The 17,769-nt window shown below is 43.4% G+C and carries 15 protein-coding genes and 1 riboswitch; of the genes, 6 read left to right on the forward strand and 9 right to left on the reverse strand.

Translation table 11 applies throughout. The annotated features are described in order from the left end of the window. The first annotated feature begins 76 nt into the window (after positions 1-76). Positions 77-3,616, forward strand: coding sequence for a DNA polymerase III subunit alpha (locus CD00_RS0111645; protein WP_026656115.1), 3,540 nt, complete (start codon positions 77-79; stop codon positions 3,614-3,616). Positions 3,617-3,767: 151 nt separating this feature from the next. Here CD00_RS0111645 and metK read toward each other — a convergent pair whose 3' ends face one another. The 9 genes from metK to CD00_RS21505 form a co-directional block, all read right to left on the reverse strand. Then, positions 3,768-4,958, reverse strand: coding sequence for a methionine adenosyltransferase (metK, locus tag CD00_RS0111650; protein WP_026513558.1), 1,191 nt, complete (start codon positions 4,956-4,958; stop codon positions 3,768-3,770). 92 nt (positions 4,959-5,050) lie between these two features. After that, a riboswitch (SAM riboswitch) is annotated at positions 5,051-5,171 on the reverse strand. Positions 5,172-5,319: 148 nt separating this feature from the next. Next, positions 5,320-5,967: a CapA family protein gene (locus CD00_RS19410; protein ID WP_081811906.1), complete on the reverse strand. Its 648-nt coding sequence runs from the start codon at positions 5,965-5,967 to the stop codon at positions 5,320-5,322. Then, positions 5,963-6,580, reverse strand: coding sequence for a CapA family protein (locus tag CD00_RS19415; protein ID WP_081811907.1), 618 nt, complete (start codon positions 6,578-6,580; stop codon positions 5,963-5,965). Before CD00_RS19415 ends, CD00_RS19410 begins: the two co-directional genes overlap by 5 nt. 201 nt (positions 6,581-6,781) lie before the next feature. Beyond that, entirely contained in the window at positions 6,782-8,251 is a 1,470-nt protein-coding gene (gene xylB, locus CD00_RS0111660; RefSeq protein WP_026656116.1) for a xylulokinase, read from the reverse strand. Between the two features lie 360 nt (positions 8,252-8,611). Further along, positions 8,612-8,947: a hypothetical protein gene (locus CD00_RS0111665; RefSeq protein ID WP_185750447.1), complete on the reverse strand. Its 336-nt coding sequence runs from the start codon at positions 8,945-8,947 to the stop codon at positions 8,612-8,614. 85 nt (positions 8,948-9,032) lie between these two features. Continuing rightward, positions 9,033-9,455: a hypothetical protein gene (locus tag CD00_RS0111670; protein ID WP_026656118.1), complete on the reverse strand. Its 423-nt coding sequence runs from the start codon at positions 9,453-9,455 to the stop codon at positions 9,033-9,035. Between the two features lie 233 nt (positions 9,456-9,688). Beyond that, positions 9,689-9,910 (reverse strand): hypothetical protein, encoded by a 222-nt coding sequence (locus tag CD00_RS20420; RefSeq protein WP_207640493.1) that lies wholly within the window; start codon positions 9,908-9,910, stop codon positions 9,689-9,691. Positions 9,911-10,217: 307 nt separating this feature from the next. Beyond that, a complete protein-coding gene (locus tag CD00_RS21405; RefSeq protein ID WP_330370410.1) occupies positions 10,218-12,242 on the reverse strand; it encodes a helix-hairpin-helix domain-containing protein in 2,025 nt (674 codons plus the stop codon). 25 nt (positions 12,243-12,267) lie between these two features. Next, entirely contained in the window at positions 12,268-12,936 is a 669-nt protein-coding gene (locus CD00_RS21505; RefSeq protein WP_330370411.1) for a Tex-like N-terminal domain-containing protein, read from the reverse strand. 218 nt (positions 12,937-13,154) lie between these two features. Here CD00_RS21505 and CD00_RS0111680 point away from each other — a divergent pair, with 218 nt between their 5' ends. From CD00_RS0111680 to arcC, 5 genes are all read left to right on the forward strand, one after another. Then, positions 13,155-13,553, forward strand: a complete 399-nt coding sequence (locus CD00_RS0111680) for a hypothetical protein (RefSeq protein WP_026656119.1) — start codon at positions 13,155-13,157, stop codon at positions 13,551-13,553. 9 nt (positions 13,554-13,562) lie between these two features. Then, on the forward strand, positions 13,563-14,057 hold the full coding sequence (locus CD00_RS0111685) for a hypothetical protein (protein ID WP_026656121.1): 495 nt from the start codon (positions 13,563-13,565) through the stop codon (positions 14,055-14,057). A gap of 17 nt (positions 14,058-14,074) precedes the next feature. Continuing rightward, positions 14,075-14,815, forward strand: coding sequence for a DUF975 family protein (locus tag CD00_RS0111690; RefSeq protein WP_026656122.1), 741 nt, complete (start codon positions 14,075-14,077; stop codon positions 14,813-14,815). Next, on the forward strand, positions 14,802-16,724 hold the full coding sequence (locus CD00_RS0111695) for a glycoside hydrolase family 2 protein (protein ID WP_026656123.1): 1,923 nt from the start codon (positions 14,802-14,804) through the stop codon (positions 16,722-16,724). The genes CD00_RS0111690 and CD00_RS0111695 overlap by 14 nt, the downstream gene beginning before the upstream one ends. A gap of 101 nt (positions 16,725-16,825) precedes the next feature. After that, complete coding sequence (gene arcC, locus CD00_RS0111700) at positions 16,826-17,764, forward strand: carbamate kinase (RefSeq protein ID WP_026656124.1); 939 nt, start codon at positions 16,826-16,828, stop codon at positions 17,762-17,764. Positions 17,765-17,769: the final 5 nt, after the last annotated feature.

Genomic DNA, 17,769 nt, shown 5'->3' on the forward strand with positions numbered 1-17,769 from the left:
ATTGACGGAGCGTTTTCATAAAAAATTTCATTTCATATGATATAATTTTTTCATCTGAAAAACAGGGAGTATTTATATGGCTTTTTCGCATCTTCACGTCCATACGGAGTACAGTCTTTTGGACGGTTCCAATAAAATAAAAGAATATGTCAAGCGCCTGAAAGACCTTGGCATGACTTCGGGTGCAATCACCGATCACGGTGTCATGTATGGCGTCATCGATTTCTACAAAGCGTGCAAGGAGGCTGGAATCAATCCCATCCTTGGATGTGAAGTTTATGTTGCCCCCGGATCAAGGTTTGAAAAGGAGACAGGCAGCATGGACGAGCGCTATTACCACCTCGTTCTTCTTGCCGAGAACAATACAGGCTATGCCAATCTGTCACACATCGTAAGCCGCGGTTTTACTGAAGGTTACTACTACAAGCCACGAGTTGATATGGAACTTCTGGAGCAGTACCACGAGGGACTCATCTGTCTCAGCGCCTGTCTTGCGGGTGAGATCCCAAGGAACATCATTAAGGGCACTCCCGCCAAGGCAAAAGAGGCTGCTTTAAGGCTTGATAGCATATTCGGACACGGCAACTTTTTCTTAGAGCTTCAGGATCACGGCATTCCCGCTCAGAGAACAGTTAACAGTGCGCTTCTTTCTCTTTCTCAGGAGCTTGACATTCCGCTTGTTGCCACAAACGACTGCCACTACACTTATGCAGACGACGCGGAGGCACACGACCTCCTTCTTTGCATCCAGACGGGCAAAAAAGTTTCCGACGAAGACCGTATGCGCTATGAAGGCGGTCAGTACTACGTAAAGAGTGAAGAAGAGATGAGAGCTCTTTTCCCATATGCGCAGCAGGCAATTGACAACACTGCCAAGATTGCAGAAAGATGTAACGTCGAGATTGAGTTCGGCGTGACAAAACTCCCTCATTTCGAGGTTCCTGAAGGCTATGATTCATGGACATATCTCAATAAGCTCTGTCTCGACGGGCTTAACGAGAGATATCCCAATGATGACGGCACTCTTAAAAAGAAACTCGACTACGAGCTCGGTGTCATTAAAAGAATGGGCTACGTCGATTACTTCCTTATTGTATGGGACTACATCAACTATTGTCGCGAGAACGGCATCGCAGTCGGTCCCGGAAGAGGTTCTGCCGCAGGAAGTATCGTGTCATATTGCATGCACATAACAAATATCGATCCGATCAAGTACGATCTGCTCTTTGAGCGTTTCCTCAACCCGGAACGTGTATCCATGCCCGATATAGACGTGGATTTCGAGTACGAAAGAAGACAGGACGTCATCGACTACGTCACAGAAAAATACGGCGCGGACAAAGTCGTACAGATCATAACCTTCGGTACGCTCGCCGCAAAGGGTGTAATAAGAGACGTTGCCAGAGTAATGGATCTTCCCTACAGCTACGGCGATCAGATTTCCAAGATGATTCCGAACGAGCTCAACATGACTCTAAGCAGAGCTCTTGAGATGAATCCTGAGCTTCGCACCAGATACGAGACTGACGAAACGGTTCACAAGCTGATCGACATGTGTAAAAAACTCGAGGGACTTCCGAGACACACTTCTATCCATGCAGCCGGTGTCGTTATCTGCCAGGCTCCCGCTGAAGACCTTGTTCCTCTGTCGCGCTCAGCAGAAGGTAACATAACCACTCAGTTCACGATGACAACCATTGAGGAACTTGGACTTCTTAAGATGGACTTTTTGGGGCTTCGCACACTTACAGTTATCAAGGACGCTGTCCGCTTTGCAAATGCATCCATCGGCGCAAAGAAAGGTGATGCGAATTTCATTGACATAGACAAGATTGATTACAACGATCCCGCGGTTCTTGCTCTTATAGGAAGTGGCAAGTGCGACGGTATATTCCAGCTTGAATCGGGCGGTATGCAGGCTTTCATGAAGGAGCTCAAGCCTAAATCACTGGAAGACATCATAGCGGGTATCTCACTATATCGTCCGGGCCCGATGGACTTCATTCCCAAGTACATCTCAGGTAAGAACGACGCAGGCTCCATCAGCTATCTCACACCGGAACTCGAGCCGATACTTAAGCCAACCTACGGCTGTATCGTTTATCAGGAGCAGGTTATGCAGATAGTTCAGCAGCTCGGCGGCTATACTCTCGGCCGTGCCGACCTTGTTCGTCGTGCCATGAGTAAAAAGAAACAGCACGTAATGGAGGTTGAAAGAGCAAACTTCGTAAACGGAAATCCCGAAGAGAACGTTCCGGGATGTGCTTCAAAAGGCGTTGCTCCCGAGATAGCCAACGCAATCTACGACTCCATGATGGACTTTGCAAAGTATGCTTTTAACAAGTCACACGCTGCATGCTACGCGGTTGTTGCGCTCCAGACGGCATGGCTTAAATGCTACTATCCCGTTGAATTCATGGCAGCTCTTATGACTTCCGTCATAGACAATCCGAGCAAGGTTTCAGGCTACATCATGAGCTGCAGAAACATGAACATTACGCTCCTTCCCCCCGATATCAATGAAGGATTTGAAGGATTCTCCGTTACGGAGATCAACTTGGAAGAAAGCGATACTTCCCTTCCCGGCGCTGTCGCTGCAACGACTCCCGGCAAGAAGAAAGCTATCCACTACGCTCTTACCGCAATTAAAGGTGTCGGCTATCCGGCTATCGCCGCTATTGTAAAAGAGCGCTCAATCCGCGGAAAGTTCAAGGATATTAACGACTTCCTCTCCCGCATGCAGGGTAAGGATATTGATGTAAACAAACGAGCTATCGAAAACTTTATAAAAGCCGGTGCGCTTGACTGTTTCCCCGGAACCAGAAAGCAGCTTATGACAGTCTACGCTCAGATCATGGACCGCCTGCATAACAATGGAAGAAACTCCATGGCAGGACAGATGACTCTTTTTGACATCGTAAGCGAAGATGATAAGAAGCAATACGAGATTCCCCTTCCCGATGTAGGCGAATTCCCCCGGGAACTTCTCCTTGAATTCGAGAAGGATGTGCTTGGAATATATATTTCAGGCCATCCTCTTGATGACTATGTCGGAATGTGGAAAAAGAGAATTTCAAATACCACTGCGGATTTCTACCTCGACGATGAGACGGGCGAGCCCGCGGTAAAAGACAATGAAAAAGCAATCATCGGCGGTATCATAAGCGATAAGAAGATCAAATATACAAAGAACGATCAGATCATGGCTTTCCTTACAGTTGAAGATCTTGTCGGAAGCATCGAAGTAATCGTATTCCCCAAGACATATGAAGCTAACGCGCCAAGGCTTGACGCTGATGCCAAAGTCTTTATAGAAGGCCGCGTTTCAGTCGAAGATGACCGCGACGCCAAACTTATCGCATCAAAGATCACGCTATTTGACGAGATTCCAAGGACTGTGTGGCTTCGTTTCGACAATAAGGATGCCTATTCGGAAAAAGATGCTGAACTCAAGCGAATAATCGCCGATTCGGACGGACGCGATGAGATTGCCATCTACCTCAAGGACACCAAGCAGATTAAGAAACTTGGACGCTCCGCTACAATCAAGGCGGACAAAGTGATGATCGAGCGCTTAGAAGAGCTCGCGGGAAAAGATAATGTTCAGGTAGTATAAGAAATTAAGGGAATGCCGATTTCAGCATTCCCTTTTTACGTCTTTTCCCATAACTCTTCCCTTAAATACAAAAGGAGCCAAGACAGCTGTCTCAAAAACTCAACCGCTGTCTCAACCCCTTTATTAGAAAAATATTAAATTCTCTTCTTAATTACTGTACTGCTGCCTTAAGCTCATCAACCTTGTTTGTCTGCTCCCAAGGAAGATTGAGGTCGTTACGTCCGAAGTGTCCATAAGCTGCTGTCTGCTTGTAGATAGGACGACGAAGGTCAAGCATCTTGATGATTCCTGCAGGACGAAGATCGAATACTTTACGAACTGCCTCTGTAAGCTTCTCATCTGAAACCTTACCTGTTCCGAATGTATCTACAAGGATTGATGTAGGCTGTGCTACACCGATAGCATATGAAAGCTGGATCTCTGCTCTGTCTGCAAGTCCTGCTGCAACAATGTTCTTTGCAACGTATCTTGCTGCATAAGCTGCTGAACGGTCAACCTTTGTGCAGTCTTTTCCTGAGAATGCACCGCCGCCGTGACGAGCTGCTCCGCCGTATGTGTCAACGATGATCTTACGTCCTGTAAGTCCTGCGTCACCCTGAGGTCCGCCGATTACGAAACGGCCTGTAGGATTGATGTAGATCTTTGTGTTGTCATCAACCATCTTAGGATCAACGATAGCGTCGATAACCTGCTTTCTGATGTCCTCGTGGATCTGCTCCTGTGTAACCTTCTCATCATGCTGAGTTGAGATTACGATAGCTTCGAGACGGATAGGCTTTCCGTTCTCATCATACTCTACAGAAACCTGGCTCTTACCGTCTGCTCTGAGGTAAGGAAGAGTTCCGTTCTTTCTTACTTCTGTAAGCTTCTTTGTAAGCTTGTGAGCAAGACTTACTGCGTAAGGCATGTACTCTTCTGTCTCGTTTGTAGCATATCCGAACATCATACCCTGATCGCCGGCACCGATTGCTTCGATCTGCTCATCTGTCATCTGGTTCTCTCTAGCCTCAAGAGCCTTATCAACACCCATGGCGATGTCTGCTGACTGCTGATCGAGAGCTACGAATACAGCACAAGTATTTCCGTCGAAGCCCTTAGCTGAGTCATCATAACCTATCTCTTTGATTGTCTCTCTTGCGATCTTAGCATAATCAACGTTAGCCTTTGTTGTGATCTCACCTGTAATAAGTACGAAACCTGTGCAAGTAGCTGTCTCACATGCAACACGGCTCATAGGATCCTCTGCCATGCAAGCATCAAGGATTGCATCTGAGATGTTATCGCAGATTTTATCGGGATGTCCCTCTGTTACTGACTCTGAAGTAAAAATAAATTTATCCATTCTATTTTCCTTTCCTGCGCCTGTTGCGCCATAAAAATAAAAACCGCTTGTTTTGCGTGCACAAACAAGCGGAACTGATTGATTTTCAGATCCTCTTATTGCTCGTCGTCCGTTAAAACGGAAATGCACGCTCAGGTTGGCACCTTCCTGAATAAATCAAGGGGTTGCCGTGGCTTCACAGGTCCTATGTACCTCCACCACTCTGAATAAGAGAACGTCTTATAAATATTTAAAACGAACCCATCACTATAATAGATTCTTTTATGATAATACATTATTAGTTTTATAAAAGCAATAGTCCAATTGATAATTGTTATCTAAACTTCATAAACTATTTGTCTTTTTCTCCAATTTTACACTATCATTCCCAACTCTCTCCCCAGATCCTGTTACACAGATCAATACAATATTGCCTAGAAAAAGAGCTGTCATTTAATCTTATCTCATTTTCATTTACCAAATCTTCCGAATACTCTGAAAGCGGATAAACAGTAACACCATGTTCTTCGCTGTGATTATGACATACGAGTGCCCTGACCGAGTTATCTTTGATGATAACTTCACCGTCAGGATTTCGCGTAAGAGTAACCTTCGCCATCCCTCCAACGCTTCTGTCCGCCACACCCGATCCTGTTGAAGACGTCCAGCTTACAAAATTCCCGATTGAATAGTATACGAGCATATCTCCGCCACCGTGGTTGTTAGTTATTTCTGCATTTTCGTCTTCTATCATTTCAATAGGTTCGATCACATGCGGATGTGCTCCTATAATAAGATCTGCACCGTTTTCTCTGAATAACTCAGTCCATTTCTTCTGATATTTATCAACACCATGATTGTATTCGGTTCCCCAATGCGGGCAAACAACCGTAAAATCAGCATTTTCTTCCGCATTCTTAAGGTCTTTTACCACCTTTTCCTCATCAAGCATATCAATGGCATGTGGCATATCTTTTGGAAAAGATATCCCATTTGTCCCATATGTGTAATTAAGAAATGCAATTTTAATTCCTTTTTTTTTCGATTATATCTATATCTTCGTAATCTCTTTCCGTTCTATTTATTCCAAGAACACTTATCTGCGGATAGCGTTGTTTCCAAAATTCATAACAATTTACAACTCCGCTTTTACCTTTATCAAGCGCATGATTTGTTGCGTGACAAACCACATCAAAACCTGTTTCCACAAGTGCATCTCCCACTTCATATGGCGCATTAAATTCAGGATAACCGGATATCCCAAGTTCTTGTCCACCGATAATGACTTCCTGATTAACTATGGCAATATCTGCCTTTTCTATCTCAGGCTTCATATTCTCGAATATAAATTTATAATTGTAATTACCGTCTGAATCTTTCGCGACTTGCTCAATCCGATCATGAAGAAGAATGTCACCCGCCATTACCAAAGTGACATCTGAAGAACTCTGTGGCTTTTCTGCTTCCGAAGCATACTGTGAAGGTGTAACATACCCACCGAATACCTCCGTTACCGGCGCTGAATCTACTTCGGGAATATCCGCCCCAGATGCCTCCGACATTCCTTCATCCTCTCGAAGGCCGCATCCACCTATGTACAATATGCATATTATCGAAATAATAAAAGATGTCTGTCTTTTCATACTTATATACCGATAAAAGCAATCACTATTCTACAAACACCATAAAACTACAATTTGTCATAATCCCCAGATTAAAGAAATGAGGGTACTTCTTTCAATTAAGATAAAGGGATGATGCATAATCTCCCCATCCATATCGCCAGATTCATGTTCTGACTTTTGGAAAAAAGCATAAGTGCAACATCCCTTTTTATTTATATATCAGATTATCTTATCAAATGTCTCAGCAAGTGCAGGATAAATATTCTTGAACTGCTGGTATCTTGCTTCGTACTTAGCTACGAGCTCAGGATCGGGCTTCTCTGTCTTGTCTACCTTAACGATAGCTGCTGCAGCATCTTCTACACTCTTGTATGCTCCGCATGCAACCATAGCGAGCATAGCGCCGCCCATTCCGGGACCTTCTTCACATGAAGGAACATCAACTTCTACGTTGAGGATGTTAGCGATCATTCTTCTCCAAAGAGGGCTCTTAGCACCACCGCCGCAAATCATTGTTCTCTTGGGAGCTACGCCGATGCTCTTAGCAACTTCGTACATATCTCTTGTAGCGAATGCAACACCTTCAAGAACAGCCTGTGTCATATCCTCTCTTGTTGTATCCATTGTGATACCTGTGAAAGTAGCACGTGCGTTAGGATTGTTCCAGGGAGATCTCTCACCCATAAGATAAGGAAGGAAGAATACATGGTTCTCACCAAGCTTATCGATTCCCTTCTGCTCATCTGCATAATCCTTAGTCTTGAGGATTTCATCCATCCACCACTTGTTGCAGCTTGCTGCGCTGAGCATACATCCCATGAGATGGAAGTGTCCGTCGGCATGATCAAATGAGTGAAGCGCATTGTTGCTGTCTACAGCAAAGCTGTCTGATGACATAAAGATTGTTCCGCTGGTTCCAAGTGAAATGTTGCACTTATTGTTTCCAACTGTTCCTGTTCCTACAGCTGCTGCCGCATTGTCGCCTGCACCTGCTGCGATAACAACACCGTCTTTAAGTCCGAGTTCTGCTGCAAGATCATGCTTCAACTCGCCTACTTTTTCAAAACTGTCAAAGAGCTTGGGAAGCATATCTTCTGTGATTCCGCAGATATCACACATCTCTTTTGACCATTTACGATTCTTAACGTCCAAAAGAAGCATTCCTGAAGCATCAGAATAATCTGTGCAGAATGTTCCGGATAACTTATATGCAAGATAATCCTTAGGAAGCATTATCTTCTTGATCTTTTTGAAGTTCTCAGGCTCATTCTCTTTTACCCAAAGAATCTTGGGAGCTGTAAATCCTGCAAATGCTATGTTTGCAGTGTACTTAGAAAGAGTCTCTTTTCCGATCTCGTTGTTAAGGTAATCAACCTGTTTCTGAGTTCTTCCGTCGTTCCAAAGAATTGCGGGACGAATAACTTCGTCGTTCTCATCAAGAATTACAAGTCCGTGCATCTGTCCGCCAAAGCTGATACCTGCAACCTCTGACTTATCAACATCCTTAAGAAGATCCTTAAGTCCTGCAATAGCCTCATTGTACCAGTCAGCAGGCTCCTGCTCTGACCAGCCGGGCTGAGGGAAGTAAAGTTTGTACTCCCTTGATGTTGTTCCGTGAATCTTACCTGTCTCATCCATAAGCACGAGCTTAACCGATGACGTTCCCAAATCTACTCCAATATAAAGCATATGTAACCTCCTAATTAAATATATAGCGTTCCGAATGTGGTACCAACTGACTTACGATCGTTTATACATCACATCCTGCAATCGGTGTGATGTCTCGCCGGATTTTTGATCAATATCGACACCGGATCATAATTCGTCAAAGCACTACATCTGTGGACGCTGACATATTATTTACACTATATGATGCCTTTGAAAAAATGTTCTTTCTTTTACGGCATTATACAAATCAATTATACCTGTTTCCCCCTTACTAATCACGCCATTTTTTGCTGATATCTAATTAAATATTGTTATATGGTATTTCCTGCTTTTTTATGCATGAATTCCTTTTTATTGTACATATAAGTCTTCTCCCGGTACTCACATATCAAGCAACCATCTTACACATTTTTCAATTTCTCGTATATTAAGCGGACATCCACTAGATTCATGTGTTATAAAAAGATTTTTCCCGGCAAAAATCCCATTTTTCCGGTACTCTGCTATTTTTCTCAGATTATGCAATCTGTATTCTTCGTCATCAAGAAGTCCCATATGTTCATGGTATATCTCCCTAAGTCTTGTTACATCAAATATCGTGAAATCCGGATATACTTTTTTGCCACTGTTAAGCCTAAGCTCTGCTTCATAGCGATAAGGGATTCCCAAATCATAGTACATATCCGCCAACATAGCTTCCGACTTAGATCTCACCATATCGCCTTGTTTTGTTGGATATATTTTTTCTTCGTTTCTATATTCATTTTTCTTGTATTCCTCTTTTTTCCACCGATCAGCATATTCATGATTGCTTAAAAGAATTGGTTCTATCAGTTTTTTTTCGTTCCTCTCTCATCATCGAATAAACACAGTCAGATTTATATAAAATATCGCTTCCGCTTGATTCCTTTTCAATTATTCCCTGCAAAATCTTTTGTATTTTTCTAATCTCTTCAAGTTCTTTTTTTGCACACTTTATCTGCTTATCAAAATAGTCCTTTTGAGCAAGCTTTTTTATGAACTCTATATCATTCTTCTTTAAGTATTTCCCGCGGGTATCATTCTTATCAGTAATACGATAATATTCCACCACACCTCTGTTATGATTGATCCTCAACCTTCCAGACGGCAAACTCTTCTCTGATTTGTGTGCAATAGCAATCGCTCGTTCAAGTATCTTTTCCCTATTCTTCAATGTGCATACTATATCTTGAATTTGTAACATTTCTTCTCCTTATTGTTTGTAATACAGTTTTGTATTATCTTATCTGCGTTTTTCTTCAGATTTCTTTGTCTTCTGCCTCGAAACCCCAGATTAGAATTACTACATATACAGGTTTAATCTGTGTTTTTCAGCACTCTTATCTAATCCTTGATGCAAAATCACAGATAAACGACAGATCCTAAACGTATTTTATCTGTGATTTTCTGCTTTTTTTGCCATAAAATACCGCACTATCACAGATAATCGGGATTTTTTACCAGTTTTATCTGTGAATCACGGCAGTTTCCCTCCCGTTTTTCTCCAAAACGTAGCGCGAACCCCAGATAATCACTTCCACTTATACAATTATTATCTGTAGTTATGTTCTTACACCAATCAAGCACCTCTGTGTAGCGCGCCATGACAAAAATGTATAATAATCCCAAAAATCTACAATAATCATCAAATGGAATCATGCCGGAAACGGCAAGATGTATGCTTGTTTCTGAATCAAGCCACAAAAGAAAAATTGAGTCTAATGCTCCCCACTCTTATACCAAAGAGACATTATATTTCCCAAAACAATATTTAGCAAGTTTAATTTGATTTCCTATACAAGAATAGCTGTACGCTGAGCTTTAATCAATTATATGTCGGAATACTTTATTAAATTACCGGCACTCCAATCTCCATAATATACATAATTCCCGGCCGGACAAATCCGGCCGGGAACGCTCTAATTAACCAGCATATTTCAAATAACAGCAGTGCTAACGCATTTCATTAATCGTTTGCATTACCTTTAAAGATAACAATTCCTTTTTTCTTAAACTTCTTAACGGGAGCTGCTCCGGCATCGGATGTCGCGCTTGTTGTAGCCTTTTTTGCAACTGTAGCCGTTGTGCCGCTTGCACTCTTATTAGTGTTTGTCGAAGTCTCTGCCTTTTTAACAGTTGTTCTCTTAACTACAGGCTTTCTTACAGGAGCTGCCGCTTTAGCAGCTTTTTTAGCTTCTTCGTCTCTTGCCTTTCTTTCAGCAGCTTTTGCAGCTTCCTGTGCGGGTCTCTTTGCCGCATTTTCCGCAGCCTCTGCCGCAACCTGAGCGGGATCACGAAGCTTCATCGAAAGAGAGATTCTCTTCTTATCAACTTCAACATCAAGAACCTGTACGTCTACAATATCTCCTACGCTCACAGCTTCAAGCGGATGCTTGATGAATCTGTCTGTGATATGTGAAATATGAACAAGTCCGTCCTGGTGAACTCCGATATCAACGAAGCAACCAAAGTCAATTACGTTACGAACCGTTCCCTTAAGGACCATACCGGGCTTAAGGTCATTCATATCAAGAACATCGCTTCTGAGTATCGGCGCAGGCATGCTCTCACGAGGGTCTCTTGAAGGCTTCTCAAGCTCGCTGAGAATGTCTGTAAGAGTGATCTCTCCGACACCAAGTTCTTCTGACAGCTTCTTTTTCTCACTTTCTGTGATCTTATGTGAAAGAGAACCAGCTGCGCTTCCGGATGCCGATACTGTTTTGTTTCCTGCTTCGCTTTCCGCCTTTGCAGAAGCGTTTCCGCCCTTAGCATTTTCTTCCACAACAGCGAGATTGCTTCCCGCAAGTGCAGCCGCAAGAGCTGCTCCCATAGCTGTATTTGTATTTCTGATAACAACCTGCTTGGGCTTTTTCTTTGGTGCGGGTTTATTCTCGGGACGAGCGGCGGGCTTTTCAAGAACTGCCTTGGCAGCGTTCTTCTGAGCCGCACGGACATCATCAAATGTTATTCCAAGCTTATCCATAAGCTTAAGTGTTGCATCATATGACTCTGGATGCACGCTTGTAGCATCAAGAGGATTCTCTCCGTCAGCTATTCTCAAGAATCCGGCACACTGCTCATATGCCTTGGGTCCAAGCTTCGGAACTTTAAGAAGCTCTGCCCTGCTCTTAAATTTACCGTTTTCTTCTCTGTAATCTACGATATTCTTGGCAATTGCCTTTGAAATACCTGAAATATACTGAAGAAGAGGTGCTGATGCCGTATTAAGATCTACACCTACTTTATTAACGCAGTCCTCGACAACACCTTCAAGTGTCTCGCCGAGTTTCTTCTGATTCATATCATGCTGATACTGACCTACACCGATTGACTTGGGATCGATCTTAACCAATTCTGCAAGTGGATCCTGAAGTCGTCTTGCTATGGATGCCGCGCTTCTCTGACCAACATCGAATTGTGGGAACTCCTCTGTTGCAAGTTTACTTGCAGAATAAACAGAAGCTCCGGCTTCATTTACGATTACGTACTGAATCGGTCTATCAAGTTCTTTTATAAGTTCAACAATGACCTGCTCGGATTCTCTTGAAGCCGTTCCGTTACCTACAGAAATCAGGTCTACGTTGTATTTATCTATAAGTTTCTTAAGATCCGCCTTAGCTTCCTCAACTTTATTCTGAGGTGCTGTGGGATAAATAACCTTGGTATCAAGCACTTTTCCGGTAGCATCGACTATGGCAAGCTTACATCCTGTTCTGAACGCAGGGTCCCAACCAAGGACAGTTTTTCCTACGATGGGAGGTGCCATAAGGAGCTGTGTCAGGTTCTTACCAAATACGGAAATAGCGCCGTCTTCAGCATTCTCCGTAAGCTCATTTCTTATATCTCTTTCAATAGCAGGTGCTATCAATCTCTCATATGCATCTCTTGTAATCTCTTCGATGACCGGAGTAGTCACAGGGTTATCTTTTGTAATGATCTTGGTATTAAGGTATCTTAAGATATCCTCTTCGGGAGCCTGTATCTTAACCACAAGGAACTTCTCAGCCTCACCTCTGTTAAGAGCAAGTACTCTGTGTCCGAGAACTTTTTTTCACAGGTTCATCGTAGTTGTAATACATCTCATAAACGCTCTGAACCTTCTCGTCTTTGGCTCTTCCGACAAGTATACCGTTCTCCATTGTCGCTTCTCTTATATACTTACGATAGTCGGCGTTATCGGAAATATCCTCGGCGATAATATCCATTGCTCCGCTGATGGCTTCATTCTCGTCATTTACACCTTTCTCGGCGTCTACGAAAGCTTTGGCCGCTTCTTCCAGTGAGCCTGTAATTTCCTGCGCAAGAATGATCTCGGATAATCCTTCAAGCCCTTTCTCTCTGGCAATGCTTGCCCTTGTCTTTCTCTTTGGACGATAAGGAAGGTAAAGGTCCTCAATCGCAACCATAGTCTCGGCTGCAACTATCTTAGCCCTAAGCTCATCTGTCATCTTGCCCTGCTCTTCGATAGAAGCAAGAACCTGCTCTCTTCTCTCCTCAAGTCCTCTTAAATACTTAAGTCTCTCATCAAGGTTACGAAGCTGTTCGTCATTTAATGAGCCTGTTACTTCCTTTCTATAACGTGAGATAAAGGGAATGGTGTTTCCTTCATCAATAAGCTTAATAGCGGCTTCTACCTGCCACTTCTCTACATTAAGCTCCTCTTTTATCTTTACTACTATATCCATACCTACCTCGCAGTATATATATGCTTTGTGCGCCGAAATTATGATAAAAAGAATAATTTTTGATTATTTTTTCATAAACCGCGCACTCCCATATTATACCAAGCCTTGCGGACGTATTTCAAGAGTCCGTAAAATGTCGAAGCATTGTAAAATACGGGGTTTTATACTAAAATTTAAGTAATTAACCAAAAATTTCAAAAGGAGTCATTCTTATATAAATGGCAGAAAACGACGACGAGAAATACTACTACAACAATTATAACTACAACAAGGCACATAACGAGCTGGACAGCCACGTGGCACTTGCTACTTTTGCCAGGATCCTGGGAATGTTTTCAATCCCGCTTTGCCTTATCTTTTACACAGGCATTATTCTTGGCGGTGTGGCGGTCGTTCTGGCTCTTTTGTCAAAGGGAACCATGAAGACATTCCTTCCGCAGGCCAAAAAAGCGCTTGTACTCGGAACTGTCGGCGTAGTTCTCGGATATACCATGATGGTTACCAGCATACATACGGTACTTACCAATCCCGAACAGCGCCAGCAGCTTAACACAATGTCTGAGCAAATGTACGGAACAAGTTTTGATGATATGTTAAATGAAATAAAATCGAGGTAATTTGAAGTTATGAGTATTATCGGTGCGATAGGCAGCGGATATGCACCATACAGATCTGCCGCCATCGGCACAAGTGCTGTAGCCGGAAACAAACCAATATTGAATCCCAATGCCTCCACCGAGAAGGCACCGGGCAGAGTATCATCTCCCGCAGAGTGCGAAACCTGCAAGAACCGCAAATACCAGGACGGTTCCGATGAGATGGTTTCTTTTAAGAGCGCTCAGCACATAAGTCCGCAGTCCGCTCCTGCAAGAGTGCGCGGTCATGAGGCTGAACATGTTAGTAATGCCTACAAAGAAGCCGCCATGAATAACGGCAAAGTTCTTCAGGCTTCAGTTTCTATAAAGACTGCCGTTTGCCCGGAATGTGGCCGAACCTATGTCTGCGGAGGAGAAACAACCACCAAAATCCGCTACGGAAACGAAGACAATCCGTATGAAAAAGAGAGAAAAGCAATGCACCGCCAGGGACTTGTCGGCGCAAATATAGACCTTACGGGGTAAGTTGGGAGCAATATTTAATGACTAATCTTAAGACATCGACAGAATTAAAGGCAATCGCCAAAGAAAGATCACTTGATAAATACGGAATTTTAATACTTGCAAATATTATAATTTTCGTTCTGCAAATGGCTATCTCGAGCATTGTGACAATCTCAAGCTCGGGTAGCCTTGTTATATTTGCGATAAATCAAATAATATTCCTTATAGTAAGCATACTACTTGGTGTTTTGGTCTCAGGAAAAGCGTACCTGTACATGAATCTCATCTACTCACAGACGGTTTCAACAGGCGACATTTTCTTCGGACTTAAGCAGCACCCCGACAAAGCGGTAAAGATTCAATCAGTCTTTGTACTTGCGGACTTCCTTTCAAGTCTTCCCGCTTCAATAATTTGGTTTATCCTGACACCGAGATCACCTTTTTCCGTCAGAGTCGCACTCTTCATCGCACTGCTATTCGGACTTATCGTGAACATCTACGTGTCACTTACATATTCACAGGCTTTTTATTTATTACATGATTATCCTGACAGATCGGCAAAAGAGCTCCTTGCATACAGCAAAACTCTTATGCAAGGGAACAGGTTTAAGCTCTTTCGTTTGCACATAAGCTTCATTCCGCTTATCATTTTCGGATGCTTGACCTTTTTCATTCCGCTTTTGTGGATTTTTGTCTACAGATATGCAACATTGACAGCGTTCTACCAAGATCTCATCGCTGCCGGAAATACAGGAAAGGTTGAAAATGGACTTAATTGATGCAATAAAAGCAATCGACAAACCTCACGAGGACGATGTGCTTAACAGGCTTTATACAGTATGGGGAGAAAATCTTGATAAAGACAATGTTCTTCCCGAATATCCAAGGCCGCGCTTTGTAAGAGACGGCTTTATGAATTTGAACGGTATCTGGGAATACAAGATTGTTCAGGATATATCGGCAAATGTTCTCCCTGCGGACACTGACGGCGAAATTCTCGTACCTTTTTCACCCGAAAGCTTTTTATCAGGTGTGGAAAAAAGACTTCTTCCCGATCAGGTTCTCTGGTACAAAAAGGTACTTCCGACACTTAAAAGAAAACATGAAAGCTCAAGATTCTTACTGCATTTCGGAGCTGTGGATCAGTTTGCCGAAGTATATATAAACTCATCTTTTGTAGGCTCGCATGGCGGCGGATATCTTCCTTTTACACTGGACATAACGGATCATCTGAAGTTTACGGATAATGACAGCACCGCTCTTAACACTCTTATTCATGTTAAAGTCAGGGATACGAGCGACAGCTCCTACCACAGCAGAGGTAAGCAGACTCTCAGACGAGGCGGAATGTATTACACCGCTCAGAGCGGAATCTGGCAGACTGTCTGGATTGAGGAAGTTCCCGAAACTTACATAAGAGAGCTTATCGTAACTCCTTCACAGGATTTAAAGAGCGTAACTATCGAAGTTTCAACAAATAAGCCTTGCGACATCGATGTCAGAATTCCCGGACACGAGGCAATTAAGCCCAAGAAATCCGGCGAAAGCTTTAACTCCGAGCGTGAGGATCTCTTTTCGTCAGACACATATCCTTCTAACGAAGCCGGCGTAAAAGAATTTGCTCCCGCAGGTTACAGCTTCTCTTTTGAAATTGAAGATGCTCATCTGTGGAGCCCCGAGGATCCGTACCTGTACCCGATTCTCATAGAAGCAGGCGACGACAGCGTTCAGTCGTACTTTGCCATGAGATCTTTTACCATTGAAGAAGACAATACGGGAACAAAGCGTTTCTTCCTTAACCACAAGCCCTACTTCCTCATGGGAGTTCTCGATCAGGGCTATTGGCCGGACGGCCTCTACACCGCTCCTTCAGACGAAGCGCTGATATTTGATATAACTGAGATGAAACGACTTCATTTCAATATGATGAGAAAGCACGTAAAAATCGAGGCTGCGCGCTGGTACTATCACTGCGACAGGCTCGGAATGATAGTCTGGCAGGACATGGTAAGCGGCGGTTCATCCTATGCAAAGCCCATGGTCTCCTATCTTCCGACTCTTTTCCCGAAAGTATTCGGAAGAATGTCAGACGGCCCCGCGTACTACAAGACATTCTCAAGACACTCGGCAGAAGGACGGGGAGAATGGCTTAACGAGATGCAGAACACTATAAGATACCTCTACAGCGTACCTTCAATAGCAACGTGGGTTCTCTTCAACGAAGGATGGGGGCAGTTTAACGCCGCAGGTGCTACCGTTATGGCAAAAGAGCTCGACAACACAAGACCTATCGACCAGGCCAGCGGCTGGTTTGATGAAGGAAGCGGCGACTTTAGAAGCGTGCACAACTACTTCAGACCTCTTGCCGTAGAAAAAGATCCTAAGAACAGGGCTTTTGTCATCTCCGAATATGGCGGATTTACCTGCCACATAGACGGACATTCAAGCGTTGACAGAGTATTTGGATACAAAAAATACGATAACCTCGAGGCACTCGGCGTTGCTTACTACAACGTGATAAACGCAAACATTATCCCGCTTATCTCAAAGGGGCTCTCAGGCGCAGTATATACGCAGGTCAGCGACGTTGAAGAGGAAGTAAACGGACTTATGACCTATGACAGGAAAATAACCAAGGTCAATCCGGATCTCGATCCCAACGTATACGCCAGACTGCACCGCAACTAGCAGTGTAGTACGTTACTGTATTACTTCCAAAAAAGACGGAGTTATTGTACAATAAATTATTATCTTATTAAGCACGATCAACGTGCAGAAATGAGGCCAACATGGAAAACATCAAAGCAGTTGTTTCTCTCGGACACGAAGCGCTGGGAGTAACCACACACGAACAAAGAAATGCCACAAAGCTTACGGCAAAAGCACTCGCCGACCTTATAGAAGCAGGCTATCAGCTTGTTATAACTCACAGTAACGGACCTCAGGTCAGCATGATCCACAAAGCAATGACTGAGCTCCACAGAATGTATATCGATTACACATCCGCTCCTATGTGCGTATGTAATGCAATGAGCCAGGGTTATGTAGGCTATGACATTCAGAACTCTCTTAAAACAGAGCTCACAAGCAGAGGAATCTACAAACCGGTAAGCACTATCCTTACACAGGTTACGGTAGATCCTTATGACGAAGCTTTCTATGCACCAACTAAGGCAATCGGACGTTATATGTCAAAAGAAGACGCCGATACAGAGATTAAGAAAGGTAACTTTGTAAAAGAAGATCCCGGAAAAGGCTACAGAAGAATCGTTGCCGCTCCTAACCCCATCAAGATTGTTGAGATTGATGCTATCAAGACTCTTGTAGAAGCCGGTCAAGAAGTTATTGCATGCGGCGGCGGCGGAATCCCGGTAATTGAGCAGGGTCACGTTCTTAAAGGCGCTTCAGCGGTAATCGAAAAAGATTCTATCGCAGGAAAGCTCGCTGCAGACCTTAAATCTGACAGACTTATCATTCTTACATCGGTTCCTTACGTATACAAGAATTTTGGTAAGGATGATCAGGAACCTATCCTTAAAATGAACGTTAAAGAAGCTAAAGAGTACATCGAAGCAGACGAATTTGGCGAAGTAGACATGCTTCCCAAGATTCAGGCAGCAATTGAGTTCTTGGAATCAAATCACGACGGTTCGGTTCTTATTACTTCTCTTGCTTCTGTAGCTGATGCACTCAAAGGAAAAGCAGGTACATTCATAACTTTTGAGTAACCTCT

Source organism: Butyrivibrio sp. AE3003, from assembly GCF_000686065.1.
In the GTDB taxonomy this organism is placed as follows: domain Bacteria; phylum Bacillota; class Clostridia; order Lachnospirales; family Lachnospiraceae; genus Butyrivibrio; species Butyrivibrio hungatei_A.